Consider the following 13,942-nt stretch of genomic DNA (forward strand, 5'->3'; position numbering starts at 1 on the left):
TCGAAGACTAAGCGAAGTTCGGCCTGCGGTCCGGTAGCCGCTCAGCAGCCCAGCGACAGGAACGCCCGTAGATATCCGGCCGACTGCCGGATATACATCCACGCCCAGAACCGCGGCCCCGACGCGCTCGGGCTGGCCACCATGGTCAGCTCGCCGTCGAAGCATTTCGACACGATGTAGCGCGCCCGCGACACGTGCGGGGTGTAGGTCACCACGATGATGTGCCGCCAGCCGAATTGCTCTGCCCGCCGCCGGATTTCCTGCGCCTCGCCCTCGGTGGTCCACGGATCCGGGACGAAACAGCTGACGGTGAAGGCGAAATGGCCCGCGCAGTACCTGTCCATCTCGTGGTCGTCGAGCCCGGTCGAACGCGAAATCAACAGCGTCGGAGCGTATCCCTGCTCGGCCAGCTCGAGCCCGACATCGAACCGCTCGTAGGCGGTACCGCCCAGCACCACGATGGCGTCGGCCTTGCGCAACGGATCGGTCTGCGGATAGACGTACACCGGCAGACCCGCGAGCCCGATCAGCAGGACCAGGGCGAGCAGGGCTCCGAAGAAGATTCCAGCTCGTCGCAGGCCGGTCACCCGCCCGACGATACCGAAATCCGCGCGGCGGCCGGTTTCCCGCAGGCGGGAAGGTGTATGGCGGCCCCTGGGTGTCGTCGAGCTCAGCGGCACAGCTGGTCGAGATACTGCCTCAGTAACTCCCGAACCCGTTCCGGCGGAACTTTTTCCGGGCGGATCAGCGACTGCACGGTGAGGCCGTCGACGAAGATATACAGCCGATCGGTCTCCGACTCGAGATCGATGCCGTCGCGTAGGCGACCGCTCGCGGCCAGTTCCTGCATCACCCAGGTGACGAGTTCCGCGGTGGAGTCATAGAGTTCGTCGCTGCTCTTGCGCAGCGCCGGTTCGGTGAGCACGCGGCCGAGGAACGCGAGCCACACCTTGGTCACCGCGCGTTGCCGGGGACCGGTCGGCAATAACCCGGTGAGCAGGATCTGCGCGGCGCGGTCGACCGGATCGTCGGCCAGGTCCAGTTGCCGGATCCGGTCCATCATTCCCTCGCCGACCATGCCGAGCGAGAAGGCGAGCAGTTCGGACTGGGTGGAGAAGTAGTGCCGCAGGCTGCCCATCGAGACGCCGGCCTCGGTCGCCACCTTGCGCACCGACGCGTTCTCCAGCCCGTCGCGCTGGATAACCCGCCAGACGGCCTCGGCGATCTCCTGCCGCCGCTGCTGGTGCGCCTGTTGGTCGACGGTTCTTGCCACCTCGTATTTGTAGCACGACTGTGTTAGCTTTCGATAAGTAACACAGTCGTGCTGGGAAAGGTGGGGACAGGGATGCGGTGGTTCGGCGTAGCACTCGGGGTCGTGGCGTTGCTGGCGACCGCCTGCGGGGGAGGCCCGGCGCAGCGGGATGAGCCGGCGTGGTCGCCGTGTCAGGGCATCGCGGGCGACGGGCGGGTGTGGGAATGCGCGACGATCACCGCGCCCCGTGACTACCGCGCACCCGAGGCGGGCACGATCGACCTGGCGCTGATCCGGACTCGCAGCGCGGATCCGGCGCGGCGGCTCGGCTCGCTCGTCTACAACCCGGGCGGTCCCGGCGGCTCCGGCCTGGAAACCGTGGTGGGCGTGGCTTCTCGGTTCTCGGCCTTGCTCGATCGGTATGACCTGGTGTCCTGGGATCCGCGCGGCGTCGGGCGCAGTACCGCGGTCAATTGCTCGGATGGTGCACTGCCGGAACGGGTTCCGCGTACCGACGCCGAATGGTCGGCGATCGATGCGAGCAGTAGGCAGTTCGCCGACTCGTGTGTGGCGGCGTCCGGACCGCTGCTTCCGCATATCGGCCTGTTCGATTCCGCGCGCGACATCGACCTCGTGCGTGCTGCGGTGGGCGACGAGAAGCTGAACTACCTCGGCGTTTCCTACGGTGGTCAATTGGGTGCGGCCTACGCCACGCTCTTCCCGCAGCGGGTCGGCCGCATGCTCCTGGACGCGCCGGGCACGCCGTTGCGCACGTTCCGGCAAAGTCTGCTCGATCAGTCCGCGGGTAGTGAGGCGGCATTGCGGCAGTTCCTGAGTTTTTGTGTGGCCCAGGGGGATTGCCCGCTCGGCGGCACGGAGCAAGCAGCCGCAGACGGGATCGACGCGTTCCTGGCCCGCGTCGAAGTGTCGCCGCCGATGACCGATCGTGGCGCTCCGCTCACCAGGCCGGTCGCCACGGCGGCGCTCGGCCTAGGGGTAGCCGCACCGGAAGTCTGGCCACACCTGACCACCGCACTCGCCCAGGCCTTCTCGGGCAACGGCAACGAACTCATCGGTTACGCGGACCTATTCGCGGGCCGCCGCCCGGACGGGTCGCGCTCCAACTTCGCGTCGATCAACACGGCCGCGAACTGTGCGGACTATCCGGACTTCTACAGCACCGAGCAGATTCGCGGGTTCCTGCCCGAGTTCGCCAAGGTCTCACCGCGTTTCGGCGAGCTGACCGGGCTCCGGCTGGCCGAGTGCGCGCACTGGCCGGTGCACGGTGTCGGCCGGGCTCCGCTGAGTGGTGCGGGTGCGGCGCCGATCGTGTTGATCGGCAATACGGGTGATCCGGAGGCGCCGATCGAGTGGGTGTCCGAGCTGGCGCAGGCGTTGGGGTCGGGTGTTCTGGTGACCTATCACGGAGTCGGGCACGGTGCGTATGGCGGCGTGAACGACTGCGTCGATCGCGTGGTGAACGCCTACCTGCGCGAGGGTGCGGTGCCCGAGCGGGGGACAGTCTGTCGGTAGTCCGCTCGACCTACAGGAATATTGGAAGCCATTCTGGCTGTTCCATTCCATGGAATGAAGTTGTTCGGCTCTGACGGACGATAATTCCACTAAGTAGTGCTCATAGACCAACCCCGTTGGTCCATGAGTATGACAAGGAATGGAGTATCTCGTGGCGGAAGCGCGCCTGGCTGAACTGTTCGACCAGTTGGTGCGGGTGGAAATCCTGCTGTGGAACGCCGTCGAGCGCCGACTGCGCGACGACCACGCGATGCCGCTGCCCTGGTTCGAGATGATGCGCGTCACCGACCGCCTCGGTGGCGCGCGGGTACGGGATATCGCCGAGGCGATGACCATTACCGAGGGCGGCGCCAGCAAGGTCGTCGATCGAGTGCAGGCCGCGGGTTACGCGGAACGGCGGCGCGATCCCGCCGACGGTCGTTCGCATCGAATCACGTTGACGCGCAGCGGCACCCGCCTGCTGCACGCCGCGACGGCGACGGTCGAGGCCGAACTCGCCGATCGGATCGGCGCGGTACTCGGTCCCGATTCCGTGGACCGCCTCGACGCGACATTGCGTCTGCTCCGTTCCGCCAACCTGTCCGCCGCGCCCACGGCGGAGCTAGCGAAGGAGTAGTCGAATGCCCCCGATTCCCACCACCATGCGGGCCGTCGTGCTGGACGGCCCAGGTCCCTTGGACGCCTTGCGGATACGACACATACCCGTCCCGACCCCGCAACCTGGTGAGGTGCTCATCCAGGTAAAGGCGTTCGGCCTCAACAGGTCCGAACTACATACCCGCCTCGGACTGGCCGAAGGCGTCACCTTTCCGCGCGTGCCGGGCATCGAGGCGACCGGCATCGTCGCGTCCAGTCCCGGCGGTGAATTCGCGGCCGGCCAACAGGTCGTCGCGATGATGGGCGGCATGGGCCGCACCTTCGACGGCGGCTACGCCGAGTACACCTGTGTCCCTGTGGCCCAGGTGATTCCGTTCACCAGCGCCCTGGACTGGCCCACCCTCGGCGCGGTACCGGAAATGCTGCAAACCGCCTACGGTTCGCTGACCATCGGACTCGACGGCCAACCGGGCCAATCGATCCTGATCCGCGGCGGCACCTCCTCGGTCGGCGCGGCCACCGCGATCCTCGCCAAGCAGCGCGACATGATCGTCTTCGCGACCACGCGCAACCCGGCCAAGGCCGACGCACTGAAACACCTCGGTGTCGATCACGTGCTGATCGACAACGGTGAGGTTGCCGACCAGGTCCGCCGCATCGCCCCCGACGGCGTCGACACCGCCCTGGAACTCGTCGGCACCCCAACCTTGCCGGACACCCTGCGCGCCACCAGAATCCACGGCGTCGTCTGCTTCACCGGCATGCTGTCCAACGAATGGCTCGTCGAAAACTTCTACCCCATCGGCTATCTCCCGCAGGGCGTCCGCCTCACCGCCTACGGCGGCGACGCGAGCGACCTCCCCGCCGAGGTCCTCCAAGACTTCCTCGACGCGGCCGCCGCCGAGCGGATCACCATCCCCATCGACCGCACCTTCACCCTCGACCAGATCCAAGAAGCCCACGGCTACATGGAATCCGGCGCCGCCACCGGCAAACTGGTCGTCGCGCTCTGAGCCTCGGCGAGCCCGCCGCCCTCGATCAACTCGGCGGGCTCTTCGATCTGACCTTCGAGCCTTGGCAGCGCGGGTCCGCGCAACGCCTCGCGCACCCCGCGAGCGCGAGTCGGCGCGGACCCGAGTGACCGCTCGGTCCCAGTTCCGGGCGGTCGCGAGTCCGCACGACCCCTCTCCTGCGCACCATTGGCGATGGTGTGGTCGCATCGACTCAGCAGGATGCCAGCCGCGGTTCAGCGACCGATAAATACCGAATAAACGTTCGTTATTCGGCGCGGCAAGCGGTCAGTCCGCGCCGGTGCCGAACAACCGGTCGATGCTCGGCGGCGAAAGCCCCGCGCGGGTGAAGATCTCGGCCGCCTCGCGGAACTCCTGCTCGGCCCGCACCGGCCGACCCCGCGCCGCCAGCGCGGCGGCATGCAAGGCCATCGCCCGCGCCCGATCGATCGGATCGGCGGCCTTGGTCAGCAGTTGCAGCGCGCCGGCCGCGTGCGTCTCCGCCTCGGCCACATTGCCTGCTTGCAGATGGATCTGCGCCAGCCGGGTGCGCGCCCAGCCTTCCCACAGCCGTACGCCGTTGTGTTGCGCCGCGCGCACCGCTTCGCCGCCGAGTTCGATCGCGCGCTGATGCTGGCCGAGCATCGACAGGGTGGCAGCCAGTTCGTGCGTGGCCCAGCCGAGCGCGACCGGGTTGGACGATTCGCGCGCGAGCGCGATGGCCCGCTCCGCCATCTGCACCGCCTCGTCGTATTGTCCTGCCTCGCAGTAGGTTCGGGTAACCAGCGCGAGGCACCAGGCCTCCATCGATCGATCGCCGAGGGTGCGGGTGAGTTCCGTGGCGTGCTCGAAATGCCGATGCGAGGCATAGGCGTCGCCCATCCGCCGGGCCGCGACACCCAACAACACCGACGCGAGCACCGAGAGCCTGCGGTCGACATCGTTGGTCGGCGGACCGGAGACCGCGCGCAGATGCGGCAGGCTCGCCTCGACCTCGCCGAGCCCGACCTGGAGCAGCGCGCCGAGGGCAGTCCGGATCCGGCGCTCGGCGGCCAGGTTGTCCTCGGCGATCGCGGTGTCCAGCAACGACTCCAGCGCACGGGACAGCTCCCGCGCACCGGTGCCCGCGTCCATCAACTCGGCCATCACCCAGGCCAGATCCGCCGCCACGTCGAGCGCCCGGCCGCCGACTCGCGCCGCCTGTTGATGCAGCGCGATGACCACCGGACGCTCGATATCGTTCCACGCCTGCCCATCCGAGCCGCTGTCGAACGCGCGGCCGGGGACATCGGTCGCGACCAGCAGCCGGGTGGTGTTGCTGTAGTCGATCGCGCTGAGCAGGTTCTTCGCGCTGGCCAGGTGATAGTCGAGAACCCGGACCAGCACGGCGGATTCGTCCTCGTCGGCCACTGCGCGCGCGAAAAGCCGCAGCAGATCGTGGAATCGGTAGCGGCCGGGCGCGGTGGTCTCCAACAGGCTGAGATCGACCAGGGATTCGCACACCTCCTCCGCGTCGTGCGCGGCGATGCCGAGAATCGCCGCGATCGCGTCGATGGACAGATCGGGCACCTCGGCCAGCGCCAGCGTGCGAAACGCCTTGGCTTGCGCGGGAACCAGCTGCCCGTAGCCGAGCCGGAACACCGCCTCGACCGCGAGATCGCCGGTCTTCAAGACGTTCAGCCTGCTCTTCTCGTCGGCCAACCGCTCGGCGAACGACGCGATCGTCCACTGCGGCCGGACCGCGAGCCGCGCACCGACGATCCGCACCGCCAGCGGCAGCAGGCCGCAATGCGCGACCACCTCCCGCGCCGACCCCACCTCGGCGCCAACGCGTTCCGCGCCCAGAATGCGGACCAGCAACGCCATCGCCTCGGCCGTTTCGAGCACGTCGAGCCGGGTGCGGGTCACCGCGGGCAGCTCGGTCAGCGCGGACCGGCTGGTGATCAGCACCGCCGACCCGGCGAGCAGCGGGGCCACCTGCGCGTAGTCCCGTGCGTTGTCCAGCACCATGAGAATTCGCCTGCCGGACAATCGAGTTCGCAGTTCGGCGGCTCGCTCGTCGACGCCGGACGGGATATCTCCTTCGGCGACACCGAGTGCGCGCAGGAAACCGCCGAGCGCGGCGCCAGGGGGAGTGGGCACCGGGTCGACGCCGTGCAGGTTCGCGTATAACTGCCCGTCCGGGAACCGATCTCGCACCCGGTGCGCGACGTGCAGGGCGAGGGTCGTCTTGCCGACCCCGCCCATGCCGCCGACCGCGGAGATCGCCACCGCGCTGCCCGCGCCGGTCAGCTGCGCCGCCAATTCGTCGACCAGTCGCTCCCTGCCGGTGAAATCGGCGATGTCGGGCGGCAATTGGGCGGGCGCCTGCTCGAGGACGAGCTCCGCGCGGGACTCGGTGATCGCGGGCATCGCGCCGCGCAGGATCCGGTCGTGCACCACGGTCAGTTCCGGACCCGGCTCGACGCCGACGCCGTCCACCAGCGCGCGCCGGGCCTGCGCGTAGGCGTCGAGCGCGTCGGACTGGCGGCCGCAGTGGTACAGCGCGGTCATCAGCAGGGCCCGGAACCGTTCGCGCAGTGGATGTTCCTCGATCAACGAGGTGAGCTCGGCGACCGCGTCGGAGCTGCGGCCGGTCTCGATGTCCAGGGCGAGCCGGTCCTCCAGGATGGCCAGCCGCCACTGTTCCAGCCGCGAGCGCTGCCGCTCGGCGAACGGGCCGGGCAGCCCGCTCAGCGCCGTGCCCTGCCACTTGCCCAGCGCGGCAACCAGATTCGCCCGCGCCGCGGCGGGTCTGCTGTCGCGGACCTGTCCGGCCGCCGCGACGAGCCGTTCCACCTCCGCCACATCGGTCGACCCCGGCGGTATCCGCAGCGCGTAGCCGTCCCCGATGGACACCAGCACCGTCGACGGACCACGCGCCAGCCGATCGGGTTCCAACGTGCGGCGCAACTGCGCGACGTGGGTGCGCAGCGCGGCGATCGCGCGCGGCACCGGCCGCTGACCCCAGATGCCCTCGACCAGCTCGGCCGCGGTGACCGCGCTGCCGGCACGCAAAAGCAGGGCCGCGAGCACGGCCCGACGCTGTGGCGGTCCGAGCTGTAGCGCTTCCTCCCCGCGCCACGCCCTGACCTCGCCCAAGACCACGAACTGCACCAACCGACCTCCCGAACGCTGGGAGTTTATCGCGGTGCCGGGTCCCGACCGAGGAGTGGATATCGGCCAGGCCGGATACGCCGGAAAGCCGGCGGCCCCGCGCCGCGGGTGGGCGCTGGACCTCCGGCTTCCTGCGTCGACGCGATCAGGTGGTCGTGCGGGTGCTGCGGAAGGTGAGCGCGACGAGGAAGGTCAGCACCGCGATGCCGACCGCCACGGCGAACGCCGTCGTGGTGCCGCTGACCAGCACCTGCTGGGGCGATCCGGTCGCGCCCCGCGCCGCCGTGCCGAACACCGTGACCAGAATGGCCAAGCCGAGCGCGGAGCCGGTCTGCTGCAACGTCTGCAACGCACCGCCCGCCGCCCCGGCGTCACTCGGCGGCACGCTCGACATGATGATCACGTTCAACGGCGAGAACGCCAGTCCGATACCGAAGCCCATCAGCACCATGGCCACGAACAGCAGCGGGAAATATCCACTGTCGGTGCGCAACTGCGTCAGCAGAGCCAGTCCGGATCCCATCAATGCCGTGCCGACCAGGGTGACCGGCTTCGGCCCGAACCGCGGCAGCAGCCGGGGGATCAGCCGGATCATCGTGAACATCAGCACCGCGGTCGGCAGGAACGCGAAACCCGTTGCCAGCGCGCTCAATCCGCGCACCTCCTGGAGATACTGGGTCAGGAAGAAGAACATCGACATGCCCGCCATCGGCCCGAGGAACATGTTGGCGTAGGCGGCGGCGCGATTGCGATCGGTGAACAGGCGCAACGGCAGCAAGGGCTGTGCCGTCCGCAGTTCGATCGCGATGAATGCCACGAGCAGGAGCACGCCTGCGGCCAGCGAGATGTCGGTGGTCTCGTTGCGCCAGCCGTTCGCCGCGGCGCTGATGAAGCCGTAGACCAGTGCGGCAACGCCGCCGGTCGCGGTCACCGCGCCGGGCAGATCGAGCCGGGCGGGCCGGCGCACCGCGTCGGGCAGGTACCGCAGCGCGAGCAGCACGACGACCAGGCCGAAGGGCACGTTGATGAACAGCACCGAGCGCCAGCTCAGCCATTCGGTCAGCAGCCCGCCGAGGATGAGGCCGATGGCGAAGCCCGCGCTGGACATGCCGGAGAACAGCGCGAGCACCCGCATCCGGGCCTTCGGTTCGCTGAAGGTCGTGGTCAGCAGGGCGAGCGTGCTCGGGCCTGCCATGGCCGCGCCGATGCCCTGCACGACGCGCGCGACGAGCAGCCAGGTCGCCGACGGCGCCAGGCCGCCGGCCAGCGAGGCCAGGGTGAACAGGGTGGTGCCCGCGATGAACAGGTTGCGCCGGCCGAACAGGTCGCCGGCCCGGCCGCCGAGCAGCAGCAGGCCGCCGAAGACCAGGGTGTAGGCGTTCATCACCCAGGACAGGCCGGTGGCGCTGAATTCCAGGTCGGTGCGGATGCGCGGCAGCGCCACATTCATCACGGTGATGTCGAGGATGATCATCAATTGGCAGGTCAACAGGGTGACCAGCACGAGGCCGGAACGGAACGGCCGGGTGCTGGCGGCGGACGTGGTTGTGCCCGCGGAGATGGTGTTCGTGGACAAGAAGCGCTCCATCGATTCGTGAGCTAAACGGAGAGAGTCTCCGCTTCCGATAGAGCTATCATATGGAGAGATTCTCCGTTTACGCAAGACTAACCGGAGACTTCATCCGTTTCCACTGGAGGGATCGTGGCCGAACCGTCGACCGCGCGGCCGATGCGGGCCGACGCGCGGCGCAACTATGAGCGGATCGTCGAGTGCGCGCGCGAGGCCTTCGCCGAGGACGGACCCGAGGTGCCCCTGGACGACATCGCGCGCCGCGCCGCGGTCGGCCCCGGCACGCTGTACCGGCATTTCCCGAATCGGGAGGCGCTGATCGAGGCGGTGTACCGGGCCAGCATCGAACGGCTGAGTCAGCGCGCCTACGAATTACTCGAAACAGACTCTCCCGCGGACGCATTCGAGAAGTGGATGCGCGAGCAGGTGGAGTTCGTGATGGACAAGCGCAGTCTCACCACCACGTTGAAGGCGCTGATCGATCACGACTCCGAGACCTTCGCCCTGTGCCGGGGCCTGATCAACGGCGCGGCCGCCGCGCTGTTGAAATCCGCGCAGGACGCGGGTGTGATCCGCACCGATATCGAGCCGCGCGACATGCTGCGATTGGGCCACGGCATCGGCATTGCCTGCGAGAAGACGCCAGAGGCCGCGGAACGGCTGATCGGCGTCACGCTCGACGGGTTGCGCGTGGCCAAGTAGCCGGCCTCACGCCCGGTTGCGCCGAATCGCGGTCGGCGTTGTGCCCCACCATCTTCGGCAGCAACGGGTGAACGTCGACTGCTCCGAGAGGCCGATGACCGAGGCGACCTGGCTCATCGGCATGTCGGTGGTGGTGAGGTAGCGGCGGGCTTCGTCGCGGCGGACGTCGTCCAGGATGGTGGCGAACGAGGTGCCTTCCGCGGCCAGACGGCGTTGTAGCGTGCGTGGGTGCACGGTCAACAACTTTGCGACGGAACCGATTTCGGGTGCGATGGTGCCGAGCAACTGCTGCACGGTGGCCCGGACCTTGGGCACCACCGAACCGTCGATGCCGCCCGCCTGCCCGGCCAGGAAGGCCATCGCCAACCGGTGCAGGTTCTCGTCGCCGCCGCTCAGCGGCAGCGCAGGCAGGTTCCGCGGCACTCGCAGCGCCGCGTACGGCCGGTTGGTCCGCACCGGCGCGCCGAAGAATTCCGCGTAGCGGGCGATCGGTGCGGGCGGCCGGTACGGCAGCTCGACCGAGAGGAGCCGGTAGCGGTCGCCGGCCAGCCGTTCGATGGTGTGATGCACGAAGGCGAGTCCGAGATCGGTTGCCTGGATGGGCGACAGCATGCCGGGCTGGACGCCGTAGTGCAGCGCGATCACGCCGCGATCGCCGTACGGGTCGGGTTCCGGGGTCAGCGTGAGCGCGCGGGCATGCAGGAACAGGTAGCGCGCCGAGCATTCCAGGACGTGGGTCAGCGACGGCGAGTTCCGGATGGCCAGGGCGAGCGGGCCGAGCATGTCGAGGTCCTGGCGCAGCGAGATGCGCAGGCCGAGGTCGTCGCAGTCCAGGCGCTGCGCGGCCAGTTCGAGCACCGCGGCCAGCGCTTGATCGGGGACCAGGAGGTCGTCGGTGTCGAGCGCGGCGACCGGCAGACCGCAGGCGAGGGCGTACTCCTCGGCATCGCCGCCGAGTTCGGCCACCGTCGCGCGGAAGCCGCGCAGCCCGGCGGATCGGATCACGCTCATGTCGCCCAGAGTTAAATAGTTGTCGCGCAAAGTCAAGAATGCGGGTCGATTCGGTTCCAGACTGGGACCATGAGCGAGACCGTAGCTACCGAACACCTCGATGTCGTGATCGTCGGCGCCGGTCTGTCCGGCATCGGCGCCGCCTACCGGTTGCAGACCGAGTGCCGCGGCAAGACCTACGCCGTGCTCGAGGCGCGCGCCGCGATGGGCGGCACCTGGGATCTGTTCCGCTATCCCGGCATCCGCTCGGACTCGGACATGTTCACCCTCGGCTACCCGTTCAAGCCGTGGCGCGAGGCCAAGTCGATCGCGGACGGGCCGTCGATTCGCCGGTATATCAACGAGACCGCCGAAGAGTTCGGCATCGACCGGCACATCCGTTACCAGACCAAGGTGGTCGCCGCCGACTGGTCGAGCGAAACCGCCCGCTGGACACTGACTCTCGAAGAGCGCGACGCGGCGGGCGCCGCGACGCGGCGCGAGCTGACCTGTGGCTTCCTGTACGCGTGCGCGGGCTACTACAACTACGACCGCGGCTATACGCCCGAATTCCCCGGTCTCGCTTCGTTTTCCGGGCAGGTGGTGCATCCGCAGTTCTGGCCCGAGGACCTCGACTACGCCGGTAAGCGGGTCGTGGTGATCGGCAGCGGCGCCACCGCGGTCACCCTGGTGCCGTCGATGGCCGGCGAAGCCGAGCTGGTGACCATGTTGCAGCGCACCCCGACCTGGATCAGCGCGGTCCCCGGCCGGGACAAGTACGCCGACCGGATCCGCGAGCTGCTGCCGCCGAAACTGGCGCACCGGGTGATCCGCACCAAGAACATCCTGTTCTCCATCGGCTTCTATCAGTACTGCCGTCGTCGTCCGGCCGCCGCGCGCAAGCTGCTCACCGCGCTCACCACGCGAATCCTCAAGGACGAGAAGGCCGTAGCCGAACACTTCACGCCCACCTACAACCCGTGGGACCAGCGCTTGTGCGCGGTCCCCGACGCCGACTTCTTCCGGGCGATCAAGAAGGGCAAGGCCGAGGTGGTCACCGACCACATCGATAGCTTTGTGCCGGAAGGCATTCGGCTGAAGTCCGGCCGAATCCTGCCTGCGGACATCGTGGTCACCGCCACCGGCCTGCAAATGCTGCCGTTCGGCGGCATCACCCCGCGCGTCGACGGCGCACCGGTCACCCTGTCCGATCAGTTCATCTGGCAGGGCGCGATGCTCACCGGCCTGCCCAACTTCGCCGTCTGCGTCGGCTACACCAACGCCTCCTGGACCCTGCGCGCCGACCTCAGCTCCCGCCTGGTCTGCAAGATCATCAACCACATGGACCGCCGCGGTTACGCCGCCGTGGTGCCCAAGCCCGACGGCGAACTCAACCAGCAACCGCTGCTCGACCTCGCCGCCGGCTACATCCAGCGCTCGATCGCCGACTTCCCGCACCAGGGCGATCGCCACCCCTGGAAGGTCCGGCAGAACTACCTGCTCGACTCCGCCACCACCCTGCGCACCGACCTGAACAAAACCCTCGCCGCCACCCCGAAGTCGGCCGTCCGCGAACCGGTCCTGGCGCTGCGCTGATCATCGAACGGGACAGCACCGCGGCCGCACCCGCGTGTCGCCACGGTGCTGTCCCGTTCGCCGGGGTGATCTTCTGGATAGGGTCGGTGGACGGTGTTATTTCCGACTCTAGGAGCCCGAATGTCTGACTGGAACGCGAAGATCATCGAAGAATTCCACGCCAACGCGGGCAAGGTGGGCGGTCCCTTCGAAGGCCACGACCTGCTCCTGCTCACCACCACCGGCGCCAAATCCGGCCTCCCGCGAACCAGCCCGGTCGCCTTCGTTCGCGACCAGGACCGCGTCGTCATCATCGCCTCCAAGGGTGGCGCGCCCACCAGCCCCGACTGGTACCACAACCTGCGCGCCAACCCCGAAGTCTCCGTCGAAATCGGCACCGAAACCCACAAGGCCACCGCCACCCCGATCACCGAAGGTCCAGAACGCGACCGCCTCTACGCCGCCATGGTCGAGGTCATGCCCGGCTTCGCCGAATACGAACAGAAGACCGACCGAGTAATCCCCGTAGTCGCCCTCACCCTCGAGAACTGACGAAACCGGGGCTCGCCGGACCCCGGCACCGCCGCTGACCTCGGGTGACGGGCGTCGTTGGCTTGTCGCGTTAGGGTCGGGGGCATGCGATACGCGATCTCGATTCCGCAGCATGCCGCCGATGGGGCCTTTCAGCCGAGGGATCTGCGGGAGTATTTGGATCGGGCCGAGGAGCTCGGGTTCGAGAGTGCGTGGATGACCGAGCAGGTGCTGGGGGCCTCGCCTAGTTCGAGTCCGCTGGAGACGTTGGCGTTCGCGGCGGCCTGCAATGAGCGGATGCGGCTGGGGTGTGCGGTGTTCGTGACGCCGCTGCACAATCCGGTGCATCTGGCGAAGCGGATCGCGACGGTGGATCAGTTGAGTAGGGGCCGGCTCGAGGTCGGTGTCGGGATCGGCGGGCGGCACCGGATGTTCTCGGCGTTCGGTGTCGATCCCGAAGACAACCTGGTGCGGCGCTTCAACGAGGGCTTGCAGGTGATGAAGGCGCTGTGGACCGAGCCGTCGGTCGATCTCGACGGTGAGTTCTGGCAACTGGCCGCCGCCGCGATGGAGCCCAAGCCGTTCCAGAAGCCGTACCCGCCCTTGTGGTTCGGCGGCAGCAAGCCCGCGGCGCTGCGCCGGGCGGTGCGGCACGGGGACGGGTTCTTCGGCGCCGGGTCCTCGACCACGGCGCAGTTCGCCGATCAGGTCCCGATCGTCCGCGCGGCGCTCGCCGAAACCGGCAGGGACGCCACGGATTTCCGCATCGCCAAACGCGTCTACATCGCGGTGGACGACGATGCCGATCGTGCCCGGCAACGGATGACCGACGCCCTGATCGCCCAATACGGCGACTTCGGCAAGCGCCTGCTGCCGGTCGCCGTCTGCGGATCGCCGGACACCTGCGTCGCCGGACTGCGCGCGGTCGCCGCGGCCGGCGCCGAAATGATCCTGATCAACCCACTTTTCGACGCGTCGGCGCAGATGGAACGAATCACCGCCGAGGTGTTGCCGCACGTCGGCTGA

The 13,942-nt window shown here is 68.5% G+C and carries 12 protein-coding genes; 7 read left to right on the forward strand and 5 right to left on the reverse strand.

Translation table 11 applies throughout. From position 1 onward, the window contains the following. Positions 1-41: 41 nt before the first annotated feature. On the reverse strand, positions 42-578 hold the full coding sequence (locus AB0M22_RS36905; RefSeq protein WP_364737129.1) for a YdcF family protein: 537 nt from the start codon (positions 576-578) through the stop codon (positions 42-44). 92 nt (positions 579-670) lie between these two features. After that, positions 671-1,273, reverse strand: coding sequence for a TetR family transcriptional regulator C-terminal domain-containing protein (locus tag AB0M22_RS36910; RefSeq protein ID WP_364736829.1), 603 nt, complete (start codon positions 1,271-1,273; stop codon positions 671-673). A gap of 72 nt (positions 1,274-1,345) precedes the next feature. Here AB0M22_RS36910 and AB0M22_RS36915 point away from each other — a divergent pair, with 72 nt between their 5' ends. The 3 genes from AB0M22_RS36915 to AB0M22_RS36925 all read left to right on the forward strand — a co-directional run bounded on the left by AB0M22_RS36915 (position 1,346) and on the right by AB0M22_RS36925 (position 4,395). Next, positions 1,346-2,785: an alpha/beta hydrolase gene (locus AB0M22_RS36915; RefSeq protein WP_364736831.1), complete on the forward strand. Its 1,440-nt coding sequence runs from the start codon at positions 1,346-1,348 to the stop codon at positions 2,783-2,785. A gap of 151 nt (positions 2,786-2,936) precedes the next feature. Further along, positions 2,937-3,401, forward strand: a complete 465-nt coding sequence (locus AB0M22_RS36920) for a MarR family transcriptional regulator (protein ID WP_364736833.1) — start codon at positions 2,937-2,939, stop codon at positions 3,399-3,401. Between the two features lie 4 nt (positions 3,402-3,405). Then, positions 3,406-4,395, forward strand: coding sequence for a zinc-binding alcohol dehydrogenase family protein (locus AB0M22_RS36925; RefSeq protein WP_364736835.1), 990 nt, complete (start codon positions 3,406-3,408; stop codon positions 4,393-4,395). A gap of 285 nt (positions 4,396-4,680) precedes the next feature. Here the strand turns inward: AB0M22_RS36925 and AB0M22_RS36930 are convergent, their stop codons facing one another. Together AB0M22_RS36930 and AB0M22_RS36935 are read right to left on the reverse strand one after the other, a co-directional pair. Further along, complete coding sequence (locus AB0M22_RS36930; RefSeq protein WP_364736837.1) at positions 4,681-7,548, reverse strand: BTAD domain-containing putative transcriptional regulator; 2,868 nt, start codon at positions 7,546-7,548, stop codon at positions 4,681-4,683. Positions 7,549-7,693: 145 nt separating this feature from the next. After that, on the reverse strand, positions 7,694-9,124 hold the full coding sequence (locus AB0M22_RS36935; RefSeq protein ID WP_364736839.1) for an MFS transporter: 1,431 nt from the start codon (positions 9,122-9,124) through the stop codon (positions 7,694-7,696). A gap of 126 nt (positions 9,125-9,250) precedes the next feature. Here AB0M22_RS36935 and AB0M22_RS36940 point away from each other — a divergent pair, with 126 nt between their 5' ends. Beyond that, positions 9,251-9,820: a helix-turn-helix domain-containing protein gene (locus AB0M22_RS36940; protein WP_364736841.1), complete on the forward strand. Its 570-nt coding sequence runs from the start codon at positions 9,251-9,253 to the stop codon at positions 9,818-9,820. Between the two features lie 6 nt (positions 9,821-9,826). Here the strand turns inward: AB0M22_RS36940 and AB0M22_RS36945 are convergent, their stop codons facing one another. Beyond that, positions 9,827-10,831 (reverse strand): AraC family transcriptional regulator, encoded by a 1,005-nt coding sequence (locus tag AB0M22_RS36945; RefSeq protein WP_364736843.1) that lies wholly within the window; start codon positions 10,829-10,831, stop codon positions 9,827-9,829. A gap of 69 nt (positions 10,832-10,900) precedes the next feature. Here AB0M22_RS36945 and AB0M22_RS36950 point away from each other — a divergent pair, with 69 nt between their 5' ends. The 3 genes from AB0M22_RS36950 (at position 10,901) to AB0M22_RS36960 (ending at position 13,942) form a co-directional block, all read left to right on the forward strand. Next, positions 10,901-12,406, forward strand: a complete 1,506-nt coding sequence (locus tag AB0M22_RS36950) for an NAD(P)/FAD-dependent oxidoreductase (RefSeq protein WP_364736845.1) — start codon at positions 10,901-10,903, stop codon at positions 12,404-12,406. Positions 12,407-12,526: 120 nt separating this feature from the next. After that, positions 12,527-12,937 (forward strand): nitroreductase family deazaflavin-dependent oxidoreductase, encoded by a 411-nt coding sequence (locus AB0M22_RS36955; RefSeq protein WP_364736847.1) that lies wholly within the window; start codon positions 12,527-12,529, stop codon positions 12,935-12,937. An 84-nt stretch (positions 12,938-13,021) separates the two neighbouring features. Then, a complete protein-coding gene (locus AB0M22_RS36960) occupies positions 13,022-13,942 on the forward strand; it encodes an LLM class flavin-dependent oxidoreductase (RefSeq protein ID WP_364736849.1) in 921 nt (306 codons plus the stop codon).

Origin of the sequence: Nocardia sp. NPDC051756 (assembly GCF_040681495.1) — a bacterium.
Lineage (GTDB): Bacteria > Actinomycetota > Actinomycetes > Mycobacteriales > Mycobacteriaceae > Nocardia.